This is a genomic window from Microbacterium sp. 67-17 (assembly GCF_001898325.1).
Taxonomy (GTDB): Bacteria; Actinomycetota; Actinomycetes; order Actinomycetales; family Microbacteriaceae; genus Microbacterium; species Microbacterium schleiferi.
Genome location: NZ_MKTR01000024.1, coordinates 336,714 through 362,486 on the forward strand (window position 1 = coordinate 336,714; position 25,773 = coordinate 362,486).

The 25,773-nt window shown below is 66.8% G+C and carries 25 protein-coding genes; 18 read left to right on the forward strand and 7 right to left on the reverse strand.

Annotation, left to right across the window (positions count from 1 at the left end; genetic code table 11):
• Both BGO47_RS11290 and BGO47_RS11295 read right to left on the reverse strand, forming a co-directional pair.
• Nucleotides 1–834, reverse strand: coding sequence for an NADH:ubiquinone oxidoreductase subunit 4 (chain M) (locus BGO47_RS11290; RefSeq protein WP_292711980.1), 834 nt, complete (start codon nucleotides 832–834; stop codon nucleotides 1–3).
• Nucleotides 831–2,336, reverse strand: a complete 1,506-nt coding sequence (locus tag BGO47_RS11295) for an alanine/glycine:cation symporter family protein (protein ID WP_292711981.1) — start codon at nucleotides 2,334–2,336, stop codon at nucleotides 831–833. The genes BGO47_RS11290 and BGO47_RS11295 overlap by 4 nt, the downstream gene beginning before the upstream one ends.
• A gap of 130 nt (nucleotides 2,337–2,466) precedes the next feature.
• On the opposite strand from BGO47_RS11295, the gene nusA reads away from it, so the two are divergent.
• The 4 genes from nusA (at nucleotide 2,467) to rbfA (ending at nucleotide 7,159) form a co-directional block, all read left to right on the forward strand.
• Nucleotides 2,467–3,456 (forward strand): transcription termination factor NusA, encoded by a 990-nt coding sequence (gene nusA, locus BGO47_RS11300; RefSeq protein WP_292711982.1) that lies wholly within the window; start codon nucleotides 2,467–2,469, stop codon nucleotides 3,454–3,456.
• Between the two features lie 45 nt (nucleotides 3,457–3,501).
• Nucleotides 3,502–3,789 carry a YlxR family protein gene (locus BGO47_RS11305; RefSeq protein WP_292711983.1) on the forward strand — a complete coding sequence of 96 codons (288 nt, stop codon included), beginning with the start codon at nucleotides 3,502–3,504 and terminating at the stop codon, nucleotides 3,787–3,789.
• 57 nt (nucleotides 3,790–3,846) lie between these two features.
• A complete protein-coding gene (infB, locus tag BGO47_RS11310; RefSeq protein ID WP_292711984.1) occupies nucleotides 3,847–6,630 on the forward strand; it encodes a translation initiation factor IF-2 in 2,784 nt (927 codons plus the stop codon).
• A gap of 91 nt (nucleotides 6,631–6,721) precedes the next feature.
• Nucleotides 6,722–7,159 (forward strand): 30S ribosome-binding factor RbfA, encoded by a 438-nt coding sequence (gene rbfA, locus BGO47_RS11315; RefSeq protein ID WP_292711986.1) that lies wholly within the window; start codon nucleotides 6,722–6,724, stop codon nucleotides 7,157–7,159.
• Between the two features lie 21 nt (nucleotides 7,160–7,180).
• Here rbfA and BGO47_RS11320 read toward each other — a convergent pair whose 3' ends face one another.
• Nucleotides 7,181–7,690, reverse strand: a complete 510-nt coding sequence (locus BGO47_RS11320; RefSeq protein WP_292711988.1) for a flavodoxin/nitric oxide synthase — start codon at nucleotides 7,688–7,690, stop codon at nucleotides 7,181–7,183.
• 11 nt (nucleotides 7,691–7,701) lie between these two features.
• Nucleotides 7,702–8,610, reverse strand: a complete 909-nt coding sequence (locus BGO47_RS11325; RefSeq protein ID WP_292711990.1) for an A/G-specific adenine glycosylase — start codon at nucleotides 8,608–8,610, stop codon at nucleotides 7,702–7,704.
• A gap of 86 nt (nucleotides 8,611–8,696) precedes the next feature.
• On the opposite strand from BGO47_RS11325, the gene BGO47_RS11330 reads away from it, so the two are divergent.
• The 5 genes from BGO47_RS11330 (at nucleotide 8,697) to BGO47_RS11350 (ending at nucleotide 12,139) form a co-directional block, all read left to right on the forward strand.
• Nucleotides 8,697–9,371, forward strand: coding sequence for a uridine kinase (locus BGO47_RS11330; protein WP_292711992.1), 675 nt, complete (start codon nucleotides 8,697–8,699; stop codon nucleotides 9,369–9,371).
• Nucleotides 9,368–10,273, forward strand: a complete 906-nt coding sequence (truB, locus tag BGO47_RS11335) for a tRNA pseudouridine(55) synthase TruB (RefSeq protein ID WP_292711993.1) — start codon at nucleotides 9,368–9,370, stop codon at nucleotides 10,271–10,273. Before BGO47_RS11330 ends, truB begins: the two co-directional genes overlap by 4 nt.
• Nucleotides 10,270–10,638: a hypothetical protein gene (locus BGO47_RS11340; RefSeq protein ID WP_292711995.1), complete on the forward strand. Its 369-nt coding sequence runs from the start codon at nucleotides 10,270–10,272 to the stop codon at nucleotides 10,636–10,638. The genes truB and BGO47_RS11340 overlap by 4 nt, the downstream gene beginning before the upstream one ends.
• An 89-nt stretch (nucleotides 10,639–10,727) precedes the next feature.
• Nucleotides 10,728–11,165 (forward strand): hypothetical protein, encoded by a 438-nt coding sequence (locus BGO47_RS11345; protein ID WP_292711997.1) that lies wholly within the window; start codon nucleotides 10,728–10,730, stop codon nucleotides 11,163–11,165.
• Nucleotides 11,162–12,139: a bifunctional riboflavin kinase/FAD synthetase gene (locus tag BGO47_RS11350; protein ID WP_292711999.1), complete on the forward strand. Its 978-nt coding sequence runs from the start codon at nucleotides 11,162–11,164 to the stop codon at nucleotides 12,137–12,139. Before BGO47_RS11345 ends, BGO47_RS11350 begins: the two co-directional genes overlap by 4 nt.
• Before the next feature lie 16 nt (nucleotides 12,140–12,155).
• Here the strand turns inward: BGO47_RS11350 and deoC are convergent, their stop codons facing one another.
• Nucleotides 12,156–12,884 carry a deoxyribose-phosphate aldolase gene (gene deoC, locus BGO47_RS11355; protein ID WP_292712000.1) on the reverse strand — a complete coding sequence of 243 codons (729 nt, stop codon included), beginning with the start codon at nucleotides 12,882–12,884 and terminating at the stop codon, nucleotides 12,156–12,158.
• A 93-nt stretch (nucleotides 12,885–12,977) separates the two neighbouring features.
• Here deoC and BGO47_RS11360 point away from each other — a divergent pair, with 93 nt between their 5' ends.
• From BGO47_RS11360 to BGO47_RS11375, 4 genes are all read left to right on the forward strand, one after another.
• Nucleotides 12,978–13,598 carry a hypothetical protein gene (locus BGO47_RS11360; protein WP_292712001.1) on the forward strand — a complete coding sequence of 207 codons (621 nt, stop codon included), beginning with the start codon at nucleotides 12,978–12,980 and terminating at the stop codon, nucleotides 13,596–13,598.
• 232 nt (nucleotides 13,599–13,830) lie between these two features.
• Nucleotides 13,831–15,981, forward strand: coding sequence for a DEAD/DEAH box helicase (locus BGO47_RS11365; RefSeq protein ID WP_292712003.1), 2,151 nt, complete (start codon nucleotides 13,831–13,833; stop codon nucleotides 15,979–15,981).
• Between the two features lie 135 nt (nucleotides 15,982–16,116).
• Entirely contained in the window at nucleotides 16,117–17,145 is a 1,029-nt protein-coding gene (locus tag BGO47_RS11370; protein WP_292712005.1) for a 6-phosphofructokinase, read from the forward strand.
• Between the two features lie 345 nt (nucleotides 17,146–17,490).
• The gene (locus BGO47_RS11375) at nucleotides 17,491–18,366 is read left to right on the forward strand and encodes a DUF559 domain-containing protein (RefSeq protein WP_292712007.1); all 876 of its coding nucleotides are present in this window, start codon (nucleotides 17,491–17,493) and stop codon (nucleotides 18,364–18,366) included.
• 212 nt (nucleotides 18,367–18,578) lie between these two features.
• Here BGO47_RS11375 and BGO47_RS11380 read toward each other — a convergent pair whose 3' ends face one another.
• A complete protein-coding gene (locus BGO47_RS11380; RefSeq protein WP_292712008.1) occupies nucleotides 18,579–20,687 on the reverse strand; it encodes a S9 family peptidase in 2,109 nt (702 codons plus the stop codon).
• Nucleotides 20,688–20,741: 54 nt separating this feature from the next.
• Between BGO47_RS11380 and BGO47_RS11385 the strand changes: the two genes are divergently transcribed.
• From BGO47_RS11385 to BGO47_RS11395, 3 genes are all read left to right on the forward strand, one after another.
• Nucleotides 20,742–21,650, forward strand: a complete 909-nt coding sequence (locus tag BGO47_RS11385; RefSeq protein ID WP_292712010.1) for a phosphodiesterase — start codon at nucleotides 20,742–20,744, stop codon at nucleotides 21,648–21,650.
• A 12-nt stretch (nucleotides 21,651–21,662) separates the two neighbouring features.
• Complete coding sequence (locus BGO47_RS11390) at nucleotides 21,663–23,135, forward strand: aspartate ammonia-lyase (RefSeq protein ID WP_292712011.1); 1,473 nt, start codon at nucleotides 21,663–21,665, stop codon at nucleotides 23,133–23,135.
• A gap of 108 nt (nucleotides 23,136–23,243) precedes the next feature.
• Nucleotides 23,244–23,528 (forward strand): hypothetical protein, encoded by a 285-nt coding sequence (locus BGO47_RS11395; protein WP_292712013.1) that lies wholly within the window; start codon nucleotides 23,244–23,246, stop codon nucleotides 23,526–23,528.
• A gap of 24 nt (nucleotides 23,529–23,552) precedes the next feature.
• Here BGO47_RS11395 and BGO47_RS11400 read toward each other — a convergent pair whose 3' ends face one another.
• Nucleotides 23,553–24,416, reverse strand: coding sequence for a fumarylacetoacetate hydrolase family protein (locus BGO47_RS11400; protein WP_292712015.1), 864 nt, complete (start codon nucleotides 24,414–24,416; stop codon nucleotides 23,553–23,555).
• Between the two features lie 190 nt (nucleotides 24,417–24,606).
• On the opposite strand from BGO47_RS11400, the gene BGO47_RS11405 reads away from it, so the two are divergent.
• Together BGO47_RS11405 and BGO47_RS11410 are read left to right on the forward strand one after the other, a co-directional pair.
• The gene (locus tag BGO47_RS11405; RefSeq protein WP_292712016.1) at nucleotides 24,607–24,975 is read left to right on the forward strand and encodes an FKBP-type peptidyl-prolyl cis-trans isomerase; all 369 of its coding nucleotides are present in this window, start codon (nucleotides 24,607–24,609) and stop codon (nucleotides 24,973–24,975) included.
• Nucleotides 24,976–25,154: 179 nt separating this feature from the next.
• Nucleotides 25,155–25,718 (forward strand): YceI family protein, encoded by a 564-nt coding sequence (locus tag BGO47_RS11410; protein ID WP_292712018.1) that lies wholly within the window; start codon nucleotides 25,155–25,157, stop codon nucleotides 25,716–25,718.
• The last annotated feature ends 55 nt before the right edge of the window (nucleotides 25,719–25,773 follow it).

A 25,773-nucleotide genomic window follows, 5' to 3' on the forward strand; every position in this document is an offset into this window, starting at 1 on the left:
TCAGAGGTCGAACTCTGACCGCACGTGGTCGCGGATCTCGACGTACTCCGGCCTGTCCCAGAAGAAGAGCAGCTTCTGCGCGATCGTTGTGTCGCTGTCGGGCTCGGGCTCGAGCACGAAGGTCATGAAGCTCTCGGCGAAGTCCTCGACGACGTTGGTCGCGGCGTAGTCGCTCACGAAATCTTCCTCGTGATCGAGGTAGAACTCGTAGGCGAGATCGGCGTCTGCGTTGGCAGGATCCGGAGCATCCGTGCCGTACTGTGCCCAGAACTCCTGGTCGAAGGCCCACAGGGCGGAGTCCGGCTCTGCACACCCTTCGTCGAGTTGCAGCGTGTCGCAGCTCCAGGCTTCGGGGTCGGTTTGGCCCGGGGAGAGGCTCAGGATGTGTGCGTACTCATGGATCAGTGTGGACAGCAGCAGATCTTCATCTGACGCGTAGGCGAGGTTGACCACGAGCGTCCATTGCTGCGGATCGTCAGTTTGCAGGACGTAGGCGAGCGTGTCGCTGGATTCCGAATCCCCGACACGGAAGTCGCGGATGACGCTGCCTGCCACCTCGGGGGTCACGATCCTCACGAACATGTCCCAGACCGACTCGGTGGTCTCGTCGCCGGTGGGGGAGAGGGACGCGTCCGGCTCGACGGTGTACACCTCGACGACGCCGAGATCCTCGTCTTCCTCGGTGTAGACCTCACCATCGCCGTACTGGCCGAATCCGTCGCTCTGATCCACGGTGTCGACGTCGGTGAACGCTGTCAGCGAGCAACCCGACAGTGCCAGGACGAGGGCGACGAGGGCGGTCGAAAAGCCGGTCGCTGTCAGGCGGCGTGTCACTGCTGCGCTCCGTGGAGGTGGTCGCGGTGTTTCTGGGACTGCCGCTTCTTGGTGATGAGGTCCAGCGGGCCGGTCACGGTCAGTTCGTCCTCCCAGCAGTCGATCCCGGTCACCCCGGGAAGCCGGTCACGGGTGAAGACCGGATCCCGGCCTTCCCGCCTTTGGCGTGTGTAGTCGCGCAGCAGTCGGAAGGCGATGCCCGACAGGAGAGCGATCGCGACGAGGTTGATCAACGCCATGACCCCCATGACCCCGTCCGCGAAGCTCCACACCAGGTCGGCAGAGGCGAGCGAGCCGACGAGAACCGCGAGGACGACGGCAACGCGGTAGGCGGGGAGGACGCCGCGTCGGGTGGTGATGAACTCGATGTTGGACTGGCCGTAGTAGTAGTTGCCGAGGATCGACGAGAACGCGAGCAGGAAGATGATGATACTGAGTGCAATGTTCGACCACTCGCCGAGCGTGGAGACGAGCGCCCCCTGCGTGAGCGCGATTCCTCGCGATGCGCCCGCAAGGTCGGGGACCGAAACCAGAATGATGAAGGCCGTGATCGAGCAGACGAGGAACGTGTCGAAGTAAACGCCGAGCGACTGGACGAGGCCCTGCTTGACCGGGTGCGTCACGGCGGCGCTCGCGCCCGCGTTCGGAGCCGAACCCAGGCCCGCCTCGTTGGAGAACATGCCGCGACGCACACCCGTGAGCACGATGTAGCCAAACGTCGCGCCCACGACCTCGTTGAACCCCCACGCCTGGGTAAAGATCTCCGCGAAGACGACCGGAAGCTGATCGATGTGGATGGCGACCACAGCAAGGCCCAGGAGCAGGTACGCAAGTGCCATGAGGGGCACCAGAGTCTGGGTGACCGAGGCGATGCGACGGATGCCGCCGAAGACGACGAGCGCCGTCAAGAGCGCCACCACCACCCCGGTGACCGGCCCCACCCATCCGGCATCCGTCCCGAAGCTCGACGAGACGGTGTCGGCGATCGTGTTCGCCTGCAGGGACGAGAACGCGAAGGGGAAGCAGATCAGCAGGATCACGGCAAAGAGCACACCCATCCACCGGGCGCGGAGGCCCCGCTGCATGTAGTACGCGGGACCGCCGCGGAAGCCGCCCTCGGCATCTCGCACCTTGAAAAGTTGCGCGAGGGAGGACTCGATGAAGCTCGAGGATGCCCCGATCAGCGCCATGAGCCACATCCAGAAGACGGCGCCCGGCCCTCCCAGCGCGATCGCGGTTCCCACGCCCGCGATGTTGCCGACTCCAACCCGTGACGCTGCCGAGATCGTGAAGGCCTGGAACGAGGACACGGACTGCGGTGCGCCGTCGGTCGTTCGCGGGGTCTTGTCGGTGAGGGTTCGGAACATCTCCGGGAACAGTCGGATCTGCACGACGCCCGATCGCACTGTGAAGTACAGGCCGAGCCCGACGACGATCGGAAGGACGATCCAGGTCCAAAAGAGGTCGCCCCACTCGACGATGAGGGAATTGACGGCATCCACGGCATCAGTATGTCGGTTCGGCGATGGAATGGGCGAGCGCACGGGGCGAGCGCAGGAGTGATCGGGTAACGTGGGATGATTCCGCGCGGCGTGTGATTCGCGACGGGTAGAGCTGAATAGGGAGGTCACGATGGACATCGATCTGACACTGCTCAGAACGGTCGAGCGCGAGAAGGACATTCCGTTCGACGAACTCGTTCGCATCATCGAGCAGGCGATTCTGACCGCCTATGCCAAGCACACCTCGCCGAGTGGCGAGGCTCCGGAGGGCGCGCGCGCTCAACTGGACCGCAAGACGGGTCACGTCGCGATCTTCGTGCCGCTGCTGGATGACGAGGGCGCGGTCATCGGCGAGGAGGAGACCACTCCCGAAGACTTCGGCCGCATCGCCGCCTTCGCCGCCAAGCAGGTCATCAGCCAGCGCCTGCGGGACATCGCGGACGACGCCGTGCTCGGAGAGTTCCGCGGCAAAGAGGGCGACATCGTCGCGGGCGTCGTCCAGCAGGGACCGAACCCCCGGATGGTTCACGTGGACCTCGGCACTGTCGAGGCGATTCTGCCGCCCGAAGAGCAGGTTCCCGGCGAGGATTACGCACACGGCTCCCGCCTGCGCGTCTACGTGACATCCGTCTCGAAGGGAACGAAGGGTCCCTCGATCACCGTCTCGCGCACGCACCCGGGTCTGGTGCGCAAGCTTTTCGCCCTCGAGGTTCCCGAGATTCCCGCGGGGCTCGTGGAGATCGTCTCGCTCGCCCGCGAGGCAGGGCACCGCAGCAAGATCGCGGTGAAGGCCAACGATCCCTCGATCAACGCCAAGGGCGCGTGCATCGGGGAGTTGGGGCGGCGCGTCCGCGCGGTCACCGAGGAGCTCGGCGGCGAGAAGATCGACATCGTCGACTACAGCCCCGATCTCGCGACGTTCGTCGGCAACGCCCTCTCGCCCGCGAAGGTCACCTCCAGCTTCGTGCTGGATGCCAAGACCAAGGCTGTACGGGCGTTGGTGCCGGACTACCAGCTGTCTCTTGCCATCGGCAAGGAGGGGCAGAATGCGCGTCTTGCCGCAAAACTCACGGGCGCCAAGATCGACATCCAGCCCGACAGCATCCTCGACGAGGCCTGATCAGCCCTCGCCCTGCGTGGGCTGGCCCGGGAGGGCAGGTGTAGGATGGAACCCGTACGAACGTGCGTCGGATGTCGCACGCGCTCTACCCGATCGGCGCTTCTTCGCGTCGTGGCCATCGAATCCTCACTCGTCTGGGACGAGCGGGCGTCGATGCCGGGACGGGGCGCGTGGGTTCATCCGACGGGAGAGTGCGTCGACGCGGCACTGAAGCGTCGAGCTTTCGTACGCGCGCTCCGCGTTCCAGGTCCTCTGGATTCGCAAGCGCTCATGAAACGGCTGAACGAGAAACGGCTGAATGGCAATGGACACAAAGTGAACGGCTCGAAATGAGACCCGTCCGCAACTAGTGGTCCGCCCCTGTCTGGGCGGACCCCAGACAGGAGAACTGTGGCAAAACCACGCGTGCACGAGATCGCATCCGAACTCGGCATTGACAGCAAGGTCGCTCTCGCAAAGCTGAAGGAGCTCGGCGAGTTCGTCAAGAGCCCTTCCTCGACGATCGAGCCGCCGGTCGCGCGTAAGCTCCGCGCGGCATTCGAGGGCCAGGCTGCTGGCGCGCCCACGGGCAGCGGTACCGCTGCACCTACGGGCGCTGACGGCGCGCGCCCCGCGCCCCGTCCCGGTGCGTCATCGGGCCGCTCCGGGTCCCGCCCGGCAGCCACACCCGGAGCAGCAACCCCGGGACCGCGCCCCGCACCCAAGCCGGTAGAAGAAGCCGTGGCTCCGGCTCCGGCGGCATCTGCAGCCCCTGCCGCGCCCACGAAGCCGAGCGCGCCGGCGCCTGAAAGTGGTTCGGCCGATGCGGAATCTTCCGCCGCGCCGACGCCGCAAGCCCCGCGTCCCGGTGGTGCACCGCGCCCGGGCAATAACCCGTTCGCGTCGCAGCAGGGCATGGGTCAGCGCCCGGCGGGTCCCCGTCCGGGCAATAACCCGTTTGCCTCGCAGCAGGGCATGGGTCAGCGCCCAACCCCTGCCAACATCCCGCGGCCCCAGGCCCCGCGTCCCGGTTCGCCCGGGCGCCCCGGTGCCCCCGGTCGGCCGGGCGGCGCGGGTCGTCCCGGTGGTGGCGGTCGTCCCGGTGCCCCGTTCCAGCAGCGTCCCGGTGGCCCCGGTCGTCCCGGCGGCGCCGGCGGAGGCTTCGCTCGTCCGGGAGCACCCGCCGGTGGTGGAGCTTTCCCCGCTCGTCCCGGTGCTGGCGGCCGTGGCCGTGGCCCCGGCGGTGGGACAGCTGGTGCGTTCGGTAAGGGCGGCGGCAAGTCCAAGCAGCGCAAGTCGCGTCGGGCAAAGCGTCAAGAATTCGAGATGAGGGATGCGCCGCAGGTCGGTGGCGTCAACGTCCAGAAGGGCAACGGCGAGATCATTCGCCTGCGTCGTGGCGCGTCGATCTCGGACTTCGCCGACAAGCTCGAGGCGATCCGCGGCTACACGGTGCAGCCGGGCACGCTCGTGACGATCCTGTTCAACCTCGGCGAGATGGCCACGGCCACCGAGTCGCTGGACGAGGCAACCTTCGAGGTGTTGGGCGCCGAGCTCGGCTACAAGATCCAGATGGTCTCGCCCGAGGACGAGGACAAGGAACTGCTCGAAGGCTTCGGTCTGAACCTCGAGCAGGAGCTCGCTGATGAAGACGACGAAGACCTTGAGATCCGGCCCCCGGTCGTGACCGTCATGGGCCACGTCGATCACGGTAAGACCCGTCTGCTCGACGCCATCCGTCAGACCAACGTCGTGGCGGGTGAGGCCGGCGGCATCACGCAGCACATCGGTGCCTACCAGGTGTGGACCGAGCACGAAGACATCGAGCGGGCCATCACCTTCATCGACACCCCGGGTCATGAGGCGTTCACCGCTATGCGTGCCCGTGGTGCGCAGGTGACCGACCTCGCGATCCTCGTGGTCGCCGCCGACGACGGCATCATGCCCCAGACGGTCGAGGCGCTCAACCACGCCCAGGCCGCCGGGGTGCCGATCGTCGTGGCAGTCAACAAGGTCGACAAGCCCGACGCCAACCCGCAAAAGGTCCGCCAGCAGCTGACCGAGTACGGTCTGGTCGCTGAGGAGTACGGTGGCGACGTCATGTTCGTCGACGTCTCGGCGCGTCAGGGAACCGGCATCCAGGAGCTACTCGACGCCGTTCTGCTGACTGCGGATGCCGGCCTCGATCTGCGTGCGAACCCCAACAAGGACGCCCGTGGTGTCGCGATCGAAGCCAAGCTCGACAAGGGCCGCGGTTCGGTGGCGACAGTGCTCATCCAGTCCGGAACGCTGCGCGTCGGCGACGCGATCGTCGCCGGCACCGCCTATGGCCGTGTTCGCGCGATGGTCGACGAGAACGGCGATCCGGTCGAGGAGGCAGCGCCCTCGCGTCCGGTGCAGGTTCAGGGTCTGAACTCCGTGCCCCGCGCCGGTGACGTGTTCATCGTGACCGACGAAGACCGCATGGCCCGCCAGATCGCCGAGAAGCGTGAGGCCGCCGAGCGCAACGCTCAGCTGGCCAAGGCGCGCAAGCGCATCTCGCTCGAGGACTTCACCCGGGCGCTCGAAGAGGGCAAGGTCGAATCGCTCAACCTCATCATCAAGGGCGACGTGTCCGGTGCCGTCGAGGCGCTGGAAGAGTCGCTCCTCAAGATCGAGGTCGACGATTCGGTGCAGCTGCGCATCATCCACCGCGGTGTCGGTGCGGTCACCGAGTCCGACGTGAACCTGGCGACCATCGACAACGCGATCATCCTCGGCTTCAACGTCCGACCGGATTCCAAGGCTCGCGAGCGGGCTGCCCGCGAGGGTGTCGACATCCGGTTCTACTCGGTCATCTACAACGCGATCGACGACGTCGAGCAGTCCCTCAAGGGCCTTCTCAAGCCGGAGTTCGAAGAGGTGCAGTCGGGTGTCGCCGAGATCCGCGAGGTGTTCCGCTCCTCGAAGTTCGGCAACATCGCCGGATGTATCGTCCGCAGCGGCACCATCACCCGCAACGCCAAGGCGCGCGTCATCCGCGAGGGTGTCGTCATCGCCGATGGCCTGGCGATCGAGTCGCTTCGCCGGTTCAAGGACGACGTCACCGAGGTTCGCACCGACTACGAGTGCGGTATCGGCCTCGGCAAGTTCAACGACATCCAGGTCGGCGACGAAATCGAGACGACTGAACTCGTGGAGAAGCCGCGCGGCTGAGAACCACGACACGCTGAAACTCAGGATGTCCCGCCCGATGAGGTCGGGACATCCTGAGTCGTGGCAGTTTGCAAGCGCAAGGAGAGATGACATGACTGGGGAACGTCAGGCACGCATGGCCGACCGGATCAAGGTGCTCGTTGCCGAACGTCTGGAGAAGGGGCTGCGCGATCCTCGCATGGGGTTCGTGACGATCACCGACGTGCGCGTCACGGGTGACCTGCAGCACGCGTCAGTCTTCTACACGGTGCTCGGCAGCGAAGACGAACGGACGTCGACAGCTGATGCGCTGCGAGCCGCGACCGGGATGCTCCGCAGCGAGGTCGGGCGAAAGCTCGGCGTGCGGCTGACCCCCACGCTCGAGTTCATCCACGACGGACTGGCAGAGGACGCTGGCCACATCGAGGACCTGTTGCGTGAGGCACGCGAACGGGACGACGCCGTTGCCGGCCTCGCCGCCTCGGCGACCTACGCTGGCGACGCCGACCCGTACGTGGCGCCGCGCGCTCTCGCCGACGACGAGGACTGAGTTCTACCGACCTGGACGGGTTCAGCCGTGCACCGCGGCGCGGACGGCCGAGTGGAGTGAGCGACCCCAGTGTCGAGCTCGCTCGAGCTCACCGGCTACGAGCGGTCCCTGGATATCGGACACATAGAAACTCCGTGACGCAACCGGGACGAAGCCGCGCGTTCGGCCTTCCTTGGCCGCAGCCCGGCTGGCAGATCCCGGTACCCAGCGCTGTTTGGTGTGCGTGTCGAACGTGGCCAGGGGAACGGGGGCGGCGAGGCTGACGGCACCGAGCCAGTCGCGCAGACCCCGGGAGCTCGCTCGCACGGCTCCGCGTGAGGCGGCGTCGTGGCGTGTGGTGTCGCGCGACATCGAGAACGCGTGGGTCGGGCCGCCGGCAACGACGAGCGCGGCATCCGTCGGGACCGTCAGCAGCGCGCTGTCGACATCCGTGATCGACACATCCGACCACTCAGCCAGCCCTTCGGCCGTTGCGCGGGCGATATCCCGGGTGTTGCCGAACATCGACTCGTAGATCACGACGGTCTTCACGAGTGTTGAGGTTAGGGTGCCGCGGATGCCTCGGATAGGGACTTTCGCCCCCGCGGCAGGCAGGCAATACCGTCCTCGAGTTCGATGAGTCCATCGACGATGAGGGAATCGATCGCGCGGTCCCGCTGGGCGGGGTCCGGCCAGTCCGGGGCGAGGTCCTCGGCTGCGACGGGGGAGGGCGAGGACTCCCGGAGCGCCCGCAGGACGAGCCCGCGCACCTGGCGGTCACTTCCCTCATAGGTCGCCTGCCGCGGGCGTCGGTCTCCGGTGTCGGGGTAGCCGGCGGACCGCCACGCGCACAGACTCGCGACCGGGCACGCGTCGCACCGCGGTGCGCGAGCCGTGCAGATCGTCGCGCCCAGTTCCATCGTGGCGGCGTTGAAGAGTGCGGCATCCTCCCGCTCGTGGGGGAGAAGGGCGTACATGGCATCGAGGTCGCGCCGGGACGGGGGCCCCGGCTGAGATCGTCCGTCGATCACACGCGCGAGCACTCGGCGGGTGTTCGTATCGACGACCGGATGCCGCTCACCGTAGGCGAAGACCGCAACCGCGCGAGCGGTGTAGTCGCCGATGCCGGTCAGAGCCAGGAGATCTTCCACGTCGCGGGGAACCACGCCGCCGTGTCGCGTGGTGATCTCTTCAGCCGCGCGGTGCAACCACAGCGCTCGCCGCGGATATCCGAGGTTCGCCCACTGGGTGACGGCATCGGCGGGTGCTGCCTCGGCGAGCGCGGCGGGTGTCGGCCAGCGCTGCAGCCAGGCTTGCAGGTGCGGAATCACCCGATTGACCGGCGTCTGCTGCAGCATGAACTCGCTGACAAGGATCGCCCACGCACCGACGCCGGGCTTGCGCCACGGTAGGTCCCTCGCGTTGTGCCCAAACCACTCATTGAGGTCGGAGACGAGCGGTTGCACGGCCATCAGCCTATGCGTCCCGCGCCACGGTCGGCTGGATCGCGATCGGCCGGACCGCAGGGGATTCGGCCCTCGCCGAATAGGCTGGGCTCATGCGTCTGCCCGCCACACCGACCGTGACGCTGATGCGGGAGCTGGTTGGCGCGCTTCCCCGGCGCCGGCTCACAGGCCGCTCGATCGTCGCTGTGGACGGGGCCGATGGTGCCGGCAAGACGGTGTTCGCCGACACGCTTGCCGCCGTCATGAACGACCTGGGCGTGGTGGCAGTGCGCGCATCGATCGACGGCTTCCACCGCTCTCGTGCAGAGCGCTATGCCCGCGGCAGGCGCTCGCCCGAGGGGTTCTACCTCGACTCCTATGACTACGCGACGTTCCGCCGAGTGCTGGTCGACCCGTTTCGCGAGGGCGGGCTGACCGGGGCCACCACCGGCTTCCAGGTAGCTGCGTTCGATCTTGAGCGCGACATCCCGGTCGAAGCAGAGTGGACGACTGCGCCGCAGGATGCCGTTCTCGTCGTCGACGGCATTTTTCTGCACCGGCCTGAACTGATCGACATCTGGGATTGGTCGTTCTGGCTGGAGGCACCTGCGGAGGTGCGCTTCACCCGGATGGCGCAACGCGACGGCACGGACCCCGACCCCGCTGCGGCGTCGAACGAGCGTTATCGCGTTGGCCAGGAGATGTATGTCGACCGCGTAGGTCCCGCAGCTCTCGCTGCCGTTCGCATCGACAACTCCGATCCGGCGAGCCCGAAGGTTATCCGATGAGCGATCCCACCGGCATCCTGCTCGTGGACAAACCCGGCGGCATGACCAGCCACGATGTGGTGGCCCGCGCGCGGCGCGCCCTCGGTACGCGCAAAGTCGGGCACGCCGGAACACTGGATCCGATGGCCACAGGACTTCTCGTGCTCGGCGTCGGCGCGTCGACACGTCTGCTGACCTTCATCGTGGGGCTCGACAAGACCTACGAGGCGACGATCCGGCTCGGGGTTTCGACCGATACCGACGACGCCGAGGGTGAGCTCACCGCTGCTGCGTCGGCAGAGTCCGTGACCGACGTCGACATCCGTGCTGGCATCGACGCGCTCACCGGAACGATCGACCAGGTTCCCAGTGCCGTGTCTGCGATCAAGGTCGACGGGCGTCGCGCGTACGACCGCGTCCGCGTCGGGGAGCAGGTCGAACTCGCTGCGCGGACCGTGACGGTGTCGCGATTCGAGGTTCGCAACGCTCGACGGGGTGGGGCCGATGTCGATGGCACAGCGCTGCCGCTGGTCGACCTTGACGTTGTGGTCGATTGCTCCAGCGGAACCTACATCCGCGCGCTCGCCCGAGACCTCGGTGCCTCGCTTGGGGTCGGGGGACACCTGACGGCGCTGCGACGTACCCGCATCGGCCCGTTCCTCGTCGCCGACGGTGCAGCGCTCGACGATATGACCGCCGCTCGGCTGCTCGCACCAGCGGCGGTAGCCACGGCGGTTCTCGGCGCAGTCCCCGTGACAGCGGATGAGGCGCGCGACCTCCGCCACGGCAAGCGCCTCCTCGGCGCGGCGGACCGGCTCGTATCGGGCACGGCGGCCATCGACCCTGACGGGCGGCTGGTCGGCATCCTGGAGCGGCGCGGCAACGATCTGAAGAGTGCGATGAACATGGCGGAGGGCTCATGATCCTGTGGTTCACCTACGTGCAGGTGGCAGTGGCGGTCCTGGGAGGTCTGCTCTGCGTCATCCTGGGTCTCGCGGGGCGTCGTCCGAGCGACTATACGGTTGGAGCCCTCGCGCTGGTGGAGCTTCTGGTGGTGGCTCAGGTCGTCATCGCCATCGTGGCCCCGTTCGTCGGTAACCTGCCGACCGGCAGCGTCCTCGAATTCTGGGTCTACCTCGTCTCGGCGGCGCTCCTGCCGCCGGCAGCTGTGATCTGGGCATTGCTGGAGCGCAGCCGATGGAGCACGGTCATCATGGGAATCGCGGCGCTATCGGTTGCCGTGATGGTGTGGCGGATGCAGGTCATCTGGACGATCCAGATCGGCTGAGCGCCTCGTGCGGGGTCGCTCCTCGCCCCGAGACCGGTCGCGTGGGACGTAGGATGAATGCCGCTATGACTACGCCTTCCCGACCCCGCATGACCGGAATCGGACGGGTTCTCGTGATCGTCTACGCGATCATGGCCCTGGCGGCCACCGGTCGTTCATTCGTTCAGATCGCGCGCGAGTTCGACGAGGCACCTGTCGCTTACACGCTGTCGGCGCTGGCCGCCGTGGTCTACATCGTCGCCACCCTCGCGCTCATCTTCGCGGGACGCCGCGGCTGGTACCTGGTCGCGTGGATCGCGATCTCGTTCGAACTCGCCGGCGTGCTCATCGTGGGGACTCTGAGCTACCTCATTCCCGAGATCTTCGGGCATCCGTCGGTGTGGTCCTATTTCGGGGGAATCGGACCGGACGGCTATATCGGGTACGTCTTCGTTCCGCTCGTCCTGCCGTTCCTGGGGCTGTGGTGGCTCTGGTCGCACCGGCCTTCCCGCGTCGCCTCTTCCGACGAGGTTGCCGCCGCATCATGATCGTCTTTCGAGATCCCGCCGAGGTGCCGTCGGGCTTCGGCCCGAGCGTCGTTGTCATCGGCAAGTTCGATGGCGTGCACTCCGGTCACCGCGCAGTGATCGACCGCGCGCGGGTGAAGGCCGTGTCGCTCGGTGCGACGGTCGTTGCGGTCACGTTCGACCGCAACCCGCTGGCACTGCTGGCTCCTGACAAGTGCCCCGAGAACCTGATCGGTGTGAACCAGAAGGTGCGTCTGCTTGCCGACACCGGCGTGGACGCCGTGCTGGTGCTGCGATTCGACGAAGATCTCGCGTCACTGGAAGCCGACGAGTTCGCGCGCCTGGTGCTCGTTGACACCCTGGCAGCCCAAGCAGTGCTGGTCGGCGCCGACTTCCGCTTCGGGCGAGGCGGCGCCGGCACGGCGGAGTCCCTGACCGCTTTGGGCCTCAGTCACGGTTTCGATGTCGATGTCGTCCATGACGTGAGAGCTGCCGACCGAGGCCGACGCGTCTCGTCGACCTGGATCAGGGAGTTGTTGAGCTCCGGCGACGTCGCGGGCGCCCGGAAGTTGCTCGGGCGCGACCACTCCGTGGTCGGCGAGGTCGTCCACGGGCTCAAGCGCGGACGAGAGATCGGGTACCCGACAGCGAACCTCAGCCACGACCTCGAAGGGTTCGTTCCGGCTGACGGGGTGTATGCCGGATGGCTTATCGACGAAGCGGATGCCAGTGGTTTGCGCCCCGGCATCCGGTACCCGGCAGCGATCAGCATCGGCACGAATCCGACGTTCGATGACGTCGCATCGCGCCAGGTCGAGGCTTACGTGCTCGACGAGACCGACCTCGACCTCTACGGTCATCACGTCGAAGTGAGGTTCGTCGAGCGCATCCGTGGCATGGGGGCGTTCGAGGGCATCGACGCTCTGGTTACCCAGATCGCCGACGATGTCGAGCGCACCCGCGAGATTCTCGCGCGTGATCAGTCCACTGACTGATCACGGCGGCTGAGAGCTAGTACGAGGACTCGTCCACCGCGCCGCTGGCAGTTCCCCCGGCAGCGATGCTCCGAAGCTCGCCGAGGATCGTCGCGCTGCCGCTCGTGCCCAGTCGGGTCGCGCCAGCCTCGAGCATCGCCAATGCGTCCTGGAGGCTGCGTACTCCACCGGACGCCTTGACCTGCGTGTCCGGCCCGACGGTGCGCCGCATGAGACTCACCGTTTCGACCGTGGCGCCTCCGCCGGCGAAGCCCGTCGAGGTCTTCACGAAGTCGGCCCCTGCCTCTTCGGCAAGTCGGGAACCCCGCTCGATCTGCTCATCGTCCAGGAGGGAGACCTCGAGGATGACTTTGGTGACAGCGCCGCCCGCGGCCTCCACGACGGCACGGATGTCGTCACGGACCACATCGTCGAATCCCGATCGCAGCGCGCCGATGTTGACCACCATGTCGAACTCGGTGGCTCCGTCCGCCGCGGCCTGTCGGGTCTCCGCCACCTTCGCAGCGGTCGAGGTGGTTCCGTGGGGGAAGCCGATGACGGTGCCGACGGCGACGCCGGAGCCGGCGAGGAACTGCACGGCATGGGCGATGTCGGAGGGGCGGACGCACACGCTGAAGACGTTCCAGTCCCGGGCGATCGTCAGCTGCGCGTCGACGTCGTCCCGTGTGAACTCTGGCTTGAGGATCGCGTGGTCGATCGTGGCTGCCAGCTGCGCCTCGGTGATCTGGTCGGTGGTCTCGCTCATGCCTCAAGCCTACGCACCGGTCGGCGCGGGGGACAGCAGAAGGCGGAAGGGAGAGGTATCGTCGCTCCTGCTGTCGAGCCCAAGGAGAACAGGATGCGTTCGAGATCCCTCGCCGCCGTCGTGCTGATCGCTGGCGCGCTCGTGCTCGCCGGGTGTGACGCATTGCCGTCCGACACTCCCTCCCCGACGGCATCCGAGTCTTCGCCTGGTCCCACTCCGAGCGGAAGCTCGACAGTTGCACCCTCACCGACCGCCGAGGCGGGGTTCACACTGCCGGACTCGTGCGATGCGCTGTACTCGCCGGCAATGCTTGAGGAACTCAACAGCACCAACCCGCCTCTGAACGACCCCGGCATCACGATCTACGCGACCGAGAACGTCGCGGCGCTGGAGATTCTGACCTCCGGGATTCCGACACTGCGTTGCTCGTGGGGTGCCGCCGGGTCGCCGGGACTCGTGACGAATGTCTCGATCGTTTCGTCGGATCAGTCGTCGACGCTCCTGGATGCCTTCACGAGCTCGGGCATGGCGTGTGAGACCCTCGGCGCGGGCACGGTGTGTCGGATCGAGCAGCAGACCATCGATCGCAACGACAACATAGTGACAATCGGTGAGGCGCACTACTTACAGGGTGACGGCTGGGTCGCGACGCACTGGGTGGGCTTCTCACCCGACGGTTACACAGAGGACATCGTCGCCACGCTGTGGCCGTGACACCGCCTGCTACGTCACCCGGATGCTGTGAACTGCCCCCTCGCGATGGCGCACTGCGCACTCGCGCTAGACTAGGAGCGACGCCGCGTCACATTGCACAGCTCGCAGAAGCGAGTGCCCGTGCTGTCGTGAGCCGCAGGAGTCGATGTTCAAGTGAGATCGCGTCTGTCCCAGACGCTCATCCGACGCCATGACGGCGGCGGTCACAGATGTATCAACGCTCAGGAGGAGCATGCCGGCTACGGCAACCGCCGCTCAGCGGCGCAAGAGATCCTCGTCCGCTCGCCGCGACGACGAGGCCCCGATCATCCCGATCCTCGCGCGCAAGGTGCGCGAGGTCGAGGCAAAGGCCCAGCGCGGCAAGCTCGGGCCTACCAACCGCGTGAAGTTCCAGGTGATCGCGTTCCTCGTTCGCGAGGAGCGCGCCCGGGTGAAGGCCGACTCGTCGATCGCGGATGCCGCGCGCGCCGAGCTGCTCAAGCGTCTTGACGGCGTCGCGACGATCCTTGCCAAGACCGCTGCGCGGGACACGTCCCTCATCCAGCTGCTCGAGGTCGATCAGGCGACATCGCCCGTGGCGCGTCGCATGCGCCGCGACTGGCTGCTCGAATCCGGCGCGGAACTTCCTCCGGACGAATTGATCATCACCGACACGCCGGCTCCTGCGCAGCAGGTCGTGCCGGCGGCGCTCGCCGAGCGCCAGGTGGTGCCTGCCTCGATCGAGGCGCGACAGATGGCGAACCCGTTCCTCGCTCCGGACCTGACCGTCCGCGCGCCGCGGGACACCCCCCGACGCCGCCTGGACGGGTGGGAGCTCATGGGCCCCTTGTACAAGGCTTTCGAAACCGGCGCCGGAGGCGCGGCGGCATCCATGGAGCTTCCGGCGGTTCCCGAGTTCGATCGGCTCTCGCCGCGCGGACTCGAGATCATGCCTCACCAGTCCCGCTTCCTGGAGTCGGTGCGCGAGGGACACCGCACGTTCCTGCTGGCCGATGAGCCGGGACTGGGCAAGACCGCGCAGTCGGTGCTCGCGGCATCCGTTGCCGGTGCCTACCCGTTGCTTGCTGTCGTACCCAACGTCGTCAAGATGAACTGGGCTCGCGAGGTCGAGCGGTGGACGCCGCACCGGCGGGCAACCGTGATCTCGGGCGACGGTGAGGACCTGGATGCTTTCGCCGACGTCTTCATCGTCAACTACGAGATCCTCGACCGGCACCTGTCATGGCTCGGTTCGATCGGGCTGAAGGGCATGGTCGTTGACGAAGCCCACTTCATCAAGAACCTCACGTCTCAGCGCTCGCAGAACGTCCTCGCGCTGGCCAGCCGTATCAAGGAGCAGGTCCACAATCCGCTGCTACTCGCGCTGACCGGAACGCCGCTGATCAACGACGTCGAAGACTTCGATGCCATTTGGCGGTTCCTCGGCTGGACAACCGGCGACAAGCCTGGTGCTGAGCTGATGGCCAAGCTCGATGAGACGGGCTTCACCCCGGCAGACAAGGCGTTCTATCCCGAAGCGCGCTCCGCCGTCATCTCGATGGGCATCGTGCGGCGCAAGAAGAAGGATGTCGCCGCAGACCTCCCCGACAAGCTCATCGCCGACCTGCCGGTCGAGCTCGACGACGAGTACGGGCGCTCGATCCGCCAGGCCGAGCGCGAGCTCGGCGCGCGTCTGGCCGCCAAGTACCGGCGCATCATCGAAGCGCGCGGAGATCGGGGACTTGCGCCCGGCGAGATCGACGGGGACATCGTCCGGCTTGTGGCGGAGGGCGAGCTCGAAGAGTCGAAGGCAGCCGGTTCCGGCAGCGAGAACGTCTTCACGATGGTCCGGCGTATCGGTCAGGCCAAGGCCACCGTCGCTGCCGACTACACCGCGCAACTGCAGCGGTCGGTCGGCAAGGTCGTGTTCTTCGCGAAGCACATCGATGTCATGGATGCCGCCGAGCGCCACTTCGCTCAGGCGGGCCTTCGCACTGTCTCGATCCGCGGCGAGCAGACTACGACAGCTCGGCAGCAGGCGATCGATGCGTTCAACGAGGACGCCGATGTCGCGATCGCGGTGTGTTCGCTCACGGCAGCCGGTGTCGGACTGAACCTGCAGGCGGCATCGAACGTCGTTCTCGCCGAGCTCAGCTGGACCGCTGCCGAGCAGACGCAGGCGATCGACCGAGTGCACCGCATCGGCCAGGACGAGCCGGTCACGGCGTGGCGGATCATTGCCGCGCACACGATCGACACGAAGATCGCCGAACTGATCGACACCAAACAGGGTCTTGCGCTGCGTGCGCTCGACGGTGAGGCTGTCGACCCGGCGTCGAGCGACTCCGTGCAGCTGGCGGCGCTCATGCACCTGCTGCGGCAGGCGCTGGGCGAGGTTGACTAGACACTGCGCACCGTCCCCAACGGGCTCGTCGAGTAATCACGGCGACCCGGGGATGGATGCCGCGGGGCGTGGACGCTAGTGTCGGTGGAGGCAACGTCGCCACCTTGCATCCGGAAACACCAACAGGGACGGCACATGAGAATCGGCATCCTCACCAGCGGCGGCGACTGCCCCGGTCTGAACGCGGTCATCCGCGGCGTGGTCCTCAAGGGCACGACGGCGTACGGGCTCGATTTCGTCGGCATTCGTGACGGATGGCGCGGCGTCGTCGACGGCGACTTCTTTCCCCTCTCGCGCCACGATGTGAAGGGCCTGTCGAAGGTCGGCGGGACGATCCTCGGAACCAGCCGTACCAACCCTTACGAAGGCCCACGCGGTGGCGCCGAGAACATCGCGCGAACGCTGGAGGACGCCGGTATTGACGGCATCCTCGCGATCGGCGGTGAGGGCACGCTCGCTGCGGCCGACCGGCTTTGGAAGGACGGCATCAACGTTCTCGGCGTGCCGAAGACGATCGACAACGACCTGCGGGCCACCGATTACTCGTTCGGATTCGACACCGCCGTCAACATCGCCACCGATGCGATGGACCGCCTGCGCACGACGGGCGACTCGCACCAGCGCTGCATGGTCGCCGAGGTCATGGGTCGCCATGTCGGCTGGATCGCGCTGCACGCCGGCATCGCGGCTGGAGCCCACGTCATCTGCATCCCCGAAGTCCCGATGTCGATTGACGAGATCTGCCGGCAGGTCACGAGCGCCCACGACCGTGGACGCGCGCCGCTTGTCGTGGTCTCTGAGGGGTTCACCATCACCGGGATGGATGAGGCGCACAGCCACAAGGGCCTGGACGCTTTCAACCGCCCTCGCCTCGGTGGTATCGGTGAGCTCATCGCACCCGAGATCGAGCGCATCACGGGCATCGAGACGCGTGCGACGGTGCTCGGCCACATCCAGCGCGGCGGATCGCCCTCCGCGTTCGACCGCGTCCTCGCGACGCGCCTCGGGCTGCACGCAGCCGACGCGCTCGTCGACGGCGCGTGGGGTCAGATGGTGGCGATGCGCGGAACCGACATCGTCCGTGTCTCGTTCGAGGAGGCGCTCGGCGAGCTGAACACCGTTCCGCTCTACCGATACGAGGAAGCCGCAGCCCTCTTCGGCTGATCGGTCGGTTGCGGCATCCGCCCGCGCGCGAGGGTAGGACTTCTTCGGGGCGTAGGACGTGATGACGTCGATTCGTCCTACGCCGGGAACTTCTCCTCCCTCGGTGAGGGGTGGGGTCAGGTCGTGGTCTCGTCAGCGCGCGCGCCTCGTGGCTCAGGCCGAACTTCCCGGCGTAGGCGTTCTCCGGAAGGTAGGACGCTCAGGCGCCGCACTGTCCTCCGTTGGTGAGTTTTCCTACCTCTCGTTCGTGCGCGGCGTTCCTCCCCGGGCAGCGTCCCGGCGGCGGCATCCACGGCTATGCGGATCCGTCGGGTTGCGCCAGCGCGGGCGCGCCAGACTCGACAGATGCGGAGCGTGGGTGAGCTGGCGAGATGGGTCGACGGATGCGGCGGTGCCGCGCACTCGCGGTCGGTTGCTGCCGCTGGCTTCACCGTGCACGTGGTGCGTACTGCCATCGCACTCGGGGCGCTCGAGCGGGTTCGGCGGAGCTGGCTCGTGCGCCCCGGCTGCGATCTCGCACGGCGCACGGCTGCGGCAACAGGCGGGCGGCTGACGTGTCTGAGCGCCGCGTCGGCCCTGGGACTGTGGACTCCGCTCCACGACGAGGTCCATGTCGCCGTCGCGCCAACGGCGTCTCGCGTCCGTGCTCCCAGGGTGCGGCTGCACTGGGGTAGCGGCCCCGCACCGACTTCGGCGACCCACACCGATGACCCTCTTGTCAATGTGCTCTTCCACGTGGCTCGCTGCGTGCCGCTCGCGGACGCAGCGGCCGTCTGGGAGTCGGCGCTGCGTAGCGGCCGCACCGATCGCCGCATACTGGAGCGCGTCCAGTGGGGGAGTGAGCGGGCCCGGCAGTTGGCGTCGGTGGCGTCGCTACTATCCGACTCGGGGATCGAAACACACTTCGTCCACCTCATGCGCAGCATCGGAGTGACAGTCGCCCAGCAGGTCTGGGTGGACGGGCATCCGCTGGACGGCCTCATCGGTGACCGCCTCGTTGTTCAGCTCGACGGGTTTGCCCATCACCAGGCATCCGATCGTCGCCGCGACCTTCGCGCTGATACGCGACTCGCCCTCCGTGGCTTCACGGTGCTGCGATTTGACTACCACCAGATTCTGTTCGACCCCGAGTATGTGACGTCGACAATCACGGATGCCATCGCCCAGGGCCTGCACCGGCAACCGCTCGCCTCGCGGAGGTCGGTCTTCTCCCGGAGGTAGGACGTGTTGGCGTGGATTCGCCCTGCATCGGTGACTACTCCTACCTGCGGTATGTCAACGGCCTGCAACACAGACAGGCTCGCGGTGGGGACCCGCCGCGTGGAGGTAGGAGGAATCACCGAGGTAGGAGGTGTTGGCGTTACATCGTCCTACGCCGGTGATTTCGCCTACCTGCACAAGGAGCGGCGCGGTGAGGAGGCCGCGCCGGCGGGTCAGTCCTGCGCAACCCCGAGGACATCGAAGATCCACGCGAGTTCGTATGCCCGCTCACGCCACGAGTTGTAGCGTCCGCTGACGCCACCGTGGCCCGCCGACATCTCGCACTTCAGCAGCGCATCGGCACCGACCTCGCGCAACCGCGCCACCCACTTGGCCGGCTCCACGTACATCACGCGGGTGTCATTGAGTGAGGTGACGGCGAGGATCCGCGGATAGCTGACGCCATCGCGGACGTTCTCGTAGGGCGTGTACCCCTTCATGTACGCATAGACGCCCGGGTCATCGAGCGGATTGCCCCATTCGTCCCACTCGATGACGGTCAGCGGCAGCGACGGATCGAGGATGGTCGTCAGGGCATCCACGAACGGCACGACAGCCAGGATGCCGGCAAACAGCTCCGGAGCGATGTTGGCGACCGCGCCCATGAGCAGGCCGCCGGCGCTGCCGCCCTCCGCTACGAGGTGCTCGGCATCTGTGTACCCGTTCTGGACGAGGTGCCGGGCTGCCGCAACGAAGTCGGTGAACGTGTTGCGCTTGCTCAGCAGCTTGCCGTCCTCGTACCAGCTGCGTCCCATCTCGCCGCCGCCGCGCACGTGCGCGACAGCGAACACGACACCCCGGTCGAGCTCCGACAGCCGCGCGATCGAGAACGCCGGGTCGATCGAGTGCTCATAGGATCCGTAGCCGTACAGGTGCAGCGGGCGAGGCTTCTCGCCAGGCTCGCCGAACGAGCGTCGCCACACGAGGGATACCGGGATCCGCGTGCCGTCCTCGGCGAGGGCCCACACGCGGCGCTGCCCGTAGTCGGCCGGGTCGTAGCCGCCGAGCACCGGCTGCTGCTTGCGGATGCGGCGCTCGTCGGTCGCTACCACGATGTCGACCACCGTCGAGGGTGTCACGAAGGACCCGAATGCGAGCCGGATCATGGGGGGCGCCCACTCGGGGTTTCCCGCGGTGCCGACGTCGTACAGGTCCTCGTCGAAGGCGATTTCGGTGGGCGCCCCGCTGAGGTAGTCGAGGGTCGCGAGCCGGGACAGCCCGTCCCGGCGGTAGGCCACCACTGCCCAGTCACGGAACGTCGAGATGCCGAGCAGGCGCTGCCCGGGTTCGTGCGCGAGCACGATCTCGCGCGGACCCTGCGGGTCATCGGCGCGAACCCGGACGAGTTCGAAATCCAGAGCCTGGTCGTTGTGGACGATGTAGAGCACGTCTTCACCGTCGACGACAGCATGGGAGCTTGAGTATTCCACCCCCTCCTGCCGCGGCCACACAACGCGGGGCTGCCCCGACAGGTCGTCGGCATCCATCAGCCACTCTTCCGAGGTGATCGAGGAGCCGAGTTCGATGATCAGATAGCGGTCGCTGCGCGTGAACCCTGCACCGACCCAGTAGCGGTCGTCGGGCTCATGGAAGAGCGTGCGGTCATCGGATGTCGCGGTGCCGACCTCGTGGAGCCACACGGTGTCGGGGCGCCACGCCTCGTCGACGGTCGTGTAGACGATATGGCGGCCGTCGGGGGAGAAGCTTGCTCCCGCGAACGTGTCGGGGATCTCGTCGGGCAGCAGCTCACCGGTCTCGAGGTCGCGCACGCGGATCGTGTACCGCTCGTCACCGACCGTATCGACGGCATACAGCAACCTGGTCGCATCGGTGGAGACCTCGAAGCTGCCCAGGGCGAAGAAGTCATGCCCATCGGCTTCACGGTTGGCATCCAGGAGCACCTGCTCGCCCGGAACCGTGATGTCGGGGGAGAGGACCGGCGGATCCCAGTCTTCGGGCGAGGCCAAGGGCGCCCGGCAATGGATGCCGTACTGCTGCCCCTCGATCGAGCGGGTGTAGTACCACCACTGTCCGCGACGCACCGGCACCGACATGTCGGTCTCGAGTATGCGGGAGCGAATCTCCTCGAAGATCTGCTCGCGAAGCGGTGCGAGGTGGGCCGTGCGCGCCTCGGTGAAGGCGTTCTCTGCCTCGAGATGGGCGCGGACGTCGGCGTCGTCCTTCGCGCGGAGCCATTCGTAGGCATCCTCGACCTCGTCGCCATGATGCGAACGCAGAACGGGGCGGCGGGCGGCGCTGGGTGCTTCGGGGACGGATGTCACCCGACCCACGCTAGTCGAGAGGGCCGCGTCGCCCGTGCGACGTATGCTGGCGACATGGCTTCGGCTCCCGTGCGTTTCGGTCAGTATCCGCCCGCGCTGCGGACGATCGTGCACCTGAGCGACACCCACTTCCTTGACGGTGATCGGCGCCTCGGCGGTCGGTTCGACACCGCAGCGAACCTCGACCGGACCCTTCACAAAGTGCGAAGCCTCGGCATCCGTCCCGACGCGATCGTGGTGACCGGCGACCTCACTGACGAGGGAGAGCCCGGCGCCTACCGTGACCTGCGTGCGTTCCTGGAGCCCCTCGCCCGGCAGCTCGAGGCACCGTTGGTCTGGGTGGCAGGCAACCACGATGAGCGCCCGATGCTTCGCGAGCAGCTGTTGGATGCCGAACCGACGCAGGAGCCGGTGACCGGCGTCTGGGATCTCGGCGGCTTGCGGCTCATCGCCCTCGACACGTCGGTGCCCGGCTGGCATCACGGCGACCTCGATGAGGGTCAGCTTCGTTGGCTCCAGGAGCAGCTCGCCACTCCCGCACCGCTCGGGACGCTCCTCGCGATGCACCACCCGCCGATTCCGTCCCACCTGCCGTTCTTCGACATCCTCGAACTACGTGACCAGCAGCGTCTCGCCGAGGTGATCGCAGGCACCGATGTTCGCGGCATCCTTGCGGGCCATTTGCACTATTCGACGAGTGCGACCTTCGCCGGGATTCCCGTGTCGGTTTCGGCAGCCACCTGCTACACCATGGATCTCGCCCGGCCTGCGCAGCAGGTAAACGGTATGGATGCCGGGCAGTCCTTCCACCTCGTGCACGTGTACGAGGCGACGATCACGCACGCTGTCGTGCCGGTCGTCGATGCCGACACCGGCGACTACTTCTCCGAGGAGTGGGTCGAACGGATGGCGGCACTCACCCCCCACGAGCGACTCGAGGCTTTCTCTCGAAAGCGCTCATGAACGGCAGGAACAATGACGCACCACACGGCCGCTTCGGCGCGCACCGAAACTGATTCTCTGGGGTCGATGGAGATCCCCGCTGACGCGTACTGGGGCATCCACACCGCCCGCGCGCTGGAGAACTTCCCGATCTCGAGGCGCCCGATCTCGGTCTACGCCGACCTCGTGCGCGCCCTCGCGATGGTCAAGCAGGCTGCGGCGCGAGCCAACGCCGAGATCGGGGTTCTCGATCGCGAGAAGGCGGTGCTCATCGACCGAGCCTCGCAGCTGGTCATCGACGGTCAGTTCCACGACCAGTTCGTGGTCGGGGTGGTTCAAGGAGGCGCTGGCACCTCGACGAACATGAACGCGAACGAGGTCATCACGAACATCGCGTTGGAGCTAGCAGGCAGGCCCAAGGGTGACTACGCGTTCCTCTCGCCGATCGACGACACCAACCGTAGTCAGTCGACCAACGATGTCTATCCGACGGCAATCAAGGTCGGGTTGAGTCTCGACCTGCAGACACTCTTGGAAGAGCTCGACCTGCTACGCCAATCGTTCCTGCGGAAAGCGACGGAATTCCACGACGTCCTGAAGGTCGGCCGCACGCAGCTGCAGGATGCCGTCCCCATGACTCTCGGGCAGGAGTTCCACGGCTTTGCGACCACCCTGGGTCAGGACTATCAGCGGCTTACCGAGAACGCGCATCTGCTCTTCGAGGTCAACCTCGGCGCGACGGCGATCGGCACCGGGATCACCGCCCACCCCGACTATGCGGCGGCGGTGCTGCGTCATCTTCGCGAGATCACGGGGCTGGACCTCGAGACCGCATCCGACCTCGTCGAGTCGACCAGCGACACGGGGGCGTTCATGTCGTTCTCGGCATCCCTGAAGCGCAACGCCATCAAGCTCTCGAAGATCTCGAACGACCTGCGTCTGCTCTCGTCGGGCCCGCAGGCGGGGCTCGGAGAGATCTCGCTGCCCGCGCGCCAGGCGGGATCGAGCATCATGCCCGGCAAGGTGAACCCCGTCATCCCGGAGGTCGTCAATCAGGTGGCCTTCGCGGTAGCCGGCGCGGACCTGACGGTGACGATGGCCGTCGAGGGCGGTCAGCTGCAGCTGAATGCCTTCGAGCCGATCATCGCTCACTCGATCTTCCAATCGATCACCTGGATGCGTCGCGCGATGCGCACCCTGCGCGTGAACTGCGTCGACGGCATCACCGCCAATCGCGAGCGTCTCGCGGCGTCGGTTGGAGCCTCGGTCGGTGTCGTGACCGCGCTGACACCGTTCATCGGTTACGCGGCTGCTGCAGCACTGGCCAAGGCTGCTCTGGTGTCTGGACGCAACATCGCTGATCTGGTGGTCGAGGGTGGACTCATGTCGCGCGACGAAGTGACCAAGCAGCTCTCGCCCCAGCGGCTCTCGGGACTCCAAGCCGTGACCGCCGCGATGCCGATCATCGGGTTCGAGACCGCGCCCACGGGAGACACCGACCTGTAACGCGGAGCCAGCGCATTGCGGAAGCTGGGAATATGCCGCTAGATTGCGGCGAGGTCGCTCAATGGCGTGCGACCACCCCTCACCCGAAATGGACGCAAGGAGTCGCCCATGTCCGATTCACCCGCCTACCAGCCTGCCCCGCAGGCTCCCGCCGGCGTGCCGGCCGTCGTGCCCGGTAAGACGCTCGGCATCGTCGCACTGATCCTCGCCTTCTTCTTCCAGCTGCTCGGCCTGATCCTTGGGATCGTCGCGCTGAACCAGAGCAAGGGATCGGGCTACAGCAACGCTCCCGCCAAGTGGGCCATCTGGCTCAGCATCATCTTCATGGTGCTGGGAGTTGTCATCATGATCATCGTGTTCTCGACGGCATCCTTCGTCGTCTACTCGAACTGACGATCACCCGAATGCACTGCCCGATCAGTCGATGATCCGGCAGTGCGTTCTCAATTCCCCGATCCCTTCAACGCCGACCGTCACCGTCGAGCGGTCGCGGAGGAAGACCTGTGGATCCCGGGAGTAGCCGGCACCGCCCGGGCTGCCCGTGGAGATGAGGGTCCCGGGCAGGAGGGTCGCTGACGCTGACAAGTGAGCGATCAGCGTCGAGACCGGCCTGACCATCTGGCCCGTGGAGGCATCCTGGAGGGTGTGTCCGTCGAGGACCGTCCAGATGCGCAGGTCCTGCGGGTCGGGGATCTCGTCGGCTGTGACGACGACCGGTCCGACCGGGGTGAAGCCGTCGAATGACTTGCAGCGCGACCACTGCGCCTCAGCGAACTGGATATCGCGCGCCGTGATGTCGTTGACGACGGTGTAGCCCCAGACATGATCAAGAGCTGACTCGGGTGTGACGTCCTTCGCGGGCCGGCCGATGATCACTCCGAGCTCGGCCTCATAGTCCACGGACTCGCTGAGTGTGCGTGGCCAGCTCGTCGTGCCGTCGTGCCCTGCCAGGGAGCCCGGCCACAGCACGAAGACCGTCGGCGCCGTGTCGGTCTTCAGCCCCAGTTCGCTGGAGTGCGCCGCGTAGTTCAGGCCGACGGCGAGGATGACGGGTGGCTGGGGCACCGCGGGCCCGTAGACGGCGCCGTCGAGGGGAATACGGGGAGCTGTCGACGCCGCCGCGCGAACCCGATCGAGCAGCTCATCGCCGCCCTCGATGAGCTCGTTGAGGGTGACCGGCGCCCCGTCGAAGAGCTGCGACACCACCGCTGCCCCGTCGTGATCGACGGTTACGAGCTGCGGTGTGGCTGACCCGGGGAGGGAGATGTGGGCGAAGCGCATCCACCCACGCTAGCGCCGAACAAAGACTCAGCGCCCGGTGCCGCGGCGATGCCTGCGAGTCGAAATCCGGGCGCTGAGTTGAACTACTATCAGCTTCTCGCCGCATCCGCGCCCTGTCAAGAGTCCCCGTGTGATCGGCGGTCGCGGTGTCGCATTGCGCGCCGCGACCGGCTCTGGTGGGATGGTGAGCATGACTGATGACCGCACCAAGCCCGACATCGACGCCCCGCAGGGCCCCGCTCCCTCCGAACTTGTCATCCGTGACCTCATCGTGGGTGAGGGAGCCGAGGCGAAGCCGGGCGACAGCGTCACCGTGCACTACGTCGGCGTCGAGTACGACTCGGGTGAGGAGTTCGACTCGTCGTGGAACCGCGGTGAGAGCATCCAGTTCCCGCTCCGCGGACTCATCCAGGGCTGGCAGGACGGCATTCCGGGGATGCGTGAGGGCGGTCGCCGCGAATTGGTGATCCCGCCTCACCTGGCGTACGGCCCCGCCGGTGGCCACTTCCTGGGCGGCAAGACCCTCATTTTCATCATCGACCTCGTCTCGGTCGGCTGAGTATCTCTGACTTTTCACACGGCGGCGGATGGTTCGGCATCCGCCGCCGTTTCGTCGCTGCGATGACCGGGAGATGACGCGCTCGCAAATTTTTCCATTCACGGGAATAGAGCGCCCGAGCTGCAGTGTTGGGGCTCTTGTCGCCGCGTGGCGGCCCAGAGAACTCCCGAGGAGAGAGCATGACCGAAACGACAACCGTCGAGATCCCCGGCTACCGCGTCGGCACGTGGCAGCTTGATGCGTCGCACAGCGAGGTCCACTTCACCGTCCGGCACATGATGATCTCGAAGGTGCGCGGCACCTTCGGTGTCAAGAGCGCGACGTTCGTGACTCCTGCGAACCCGCTTGAGACCACCGTGACCGCATCGGTCGACGTGACGTCGGTCGACACGAAGGATGAGGGCCGCGACAAGCACCTCGCCTCTGCCGACTTCTTCGACGCCGAGCAGTACCCCACGATGGACTTCGTCTCGACCGGTGTGCGCATCGAGAAGGGCGACTTCTTCGTCGACGGCGACCTCACCATCCGCGGCATCACCAAGCCCGTGACCTTCGAGGTCGAGTTCGGTGGCTTCGGCAACGACCCGTGGGGCAACTACAAGGCCGGCGCAACGGCCAAGGCTGTCATCAACCGCGAGGACTTCGGCCTCACGTGGAACGCCGCGCTCGAGACCGGAGGCGTGCTCGTGGGCAAGGACGTGACGATCGAACTCGACCTGCAGGGTGCCCTCCAGGCCGACTGAGGTAACGGAGAAATCACCGGTGGGGTGGATGCTGCGGCATCCGCCCCACCGTCGT

Bases quoted from the DNA above. Each gene is read 5' to 3' on its own strand.
- nusA (WP_292711982.1), top strand. From the start codon at position 2,467: ATGGACATCGATCTGACACTGCTCAGAACGGTCGAGCGCGAGAAGGAC.
- BGO47_RS11305 (WP_292711983.1), top strand. From the start codon at position 3,502: ATGGAACCCGTACGAACGTGCGTCGGATGTCGCACGCGCTCTACCCGA.
- rbfA (WP_292711986.1), top strand. From the start codon at position 6,722: ATGACTGGGGAACGTCAGGCACGCATGGCCGACCGGATCAAGGTGCTC.
- BGO47_RS11325 (WP_292711990.1), bottom strand. From the start codon at position 8,610: ATGGCCGTGCAACCGCTCGTCTCCGACCTCAATGAGTGGTTTGGGCAC.
- BGO47_RS11330 (WP_292711992.1), top strand. From the start codon at position 8,697: ATGCGTCTGCCCGCCACACCGACCGTGACGCTGATGCGGGAGCTGGTT.
- truB (WP_292711993.1), top strand. From the start codon at position 9,368: ATGAGCGATCCCACCGGCATCCTGCTCGTGGACAAACCCGGCGGCATG.
- BGO47_RS11340 (WP_292711995.1), top strand. From the start codon at position 10,270: ATGATCCTGTGGTTCACCTACGTGCAGGTGGCAGTGGCGGTCCTGGGA.
- BGO47_RS11345 (WP_292711997.1), top strand. From the start codon at position 10,728: ATGACCGGAATCGGACGGGTTCTCGTGATCGTCTACGCGATCATGGCC.
- BGO47_RS11350 (WP_292711999.1), top strand. From the start codon at position 11,162: ATGATCGTCTTTCGAGATCCCGCCGAGGTGCCGTCGGGCTTCGGCCCG.
- deoC (WP_292712000.1), bottom strand. From the start codon at position 12,884: ATGAGCGAGACCACCGACCAGATCACCGAGGCGCAGCTGGCAGCCACG.
- BGO47_RS11360 (WP_292712001.1), top strand. From the start codon at position 12,978: ATGCGTTCGAGATCCCTCGCCGCCGTCGTGCTGATCGCTGGCGCGCTC.
- BGO47_RS11365 (WP_292712003.1), top strand. From the start codon at position 13,831: ATGCCGGCTACGGCAACCGCCGCTCAGCGGCGCAAGAGATCCTCGTCC.
- BGO47_RS11370 (WP_292712005.1), top strand. From the start codon at position 16,117: ATGAGAATCGGCATCCTCACCAGCGGCGGCGACTGCCCCGGTCTGAAC.
- BGO47_RS11375 (WP_292712007.1), top strand. From the start codon at position 17,491: ATGCGGAGCGTGGGTGAGCTGGCGAGATGGGTCGACGGATGCGGCGGT.
- BGO47_RS11385 (WP_292712010.1), top strand. From the start codon at position 20,742: ATGGCTTCGGCTCCCGTGCGTTTCGGTCAGTATCCGCCCGCGCTGCGG.
- BGO47_RS11390 (WP_292712011.1), top strand. From the start codon at position 21,663: ATGACGCACCACACGGCCGCTTCGGCGCGCACCGAAACTGATTCTCTG.
- BGO47_RS11395 (WP_292712013.1), top strand. From the start codon at position 23,244: ATGTCCGATTCACCCGCCTACCAGCCTGCCCCGCAGGCTCCCGCCGGC.
- BGO47_RS11400 (WP_292712015.1), bottom strand. From the start codon at position 24,416: ATGCGCTTCGCCCACATCTCCCTCCCCGGGTCAGCCACACCGCAGCTC.
- BGO47_RS11405 (WP_292712016.1), top strand. From the start codon at position 24,607: ATGACTGATGACCGCACCAAGCCCGACATCGACGCCCCGCAGGGCCCC.
- BGO47_RS11410 (WP_292712018.1), top strand. From the start codon at position 25,155: ATGACCGAAACGACAACCGTCGAGATCCCCGGCTACCGCGTCGGCACG.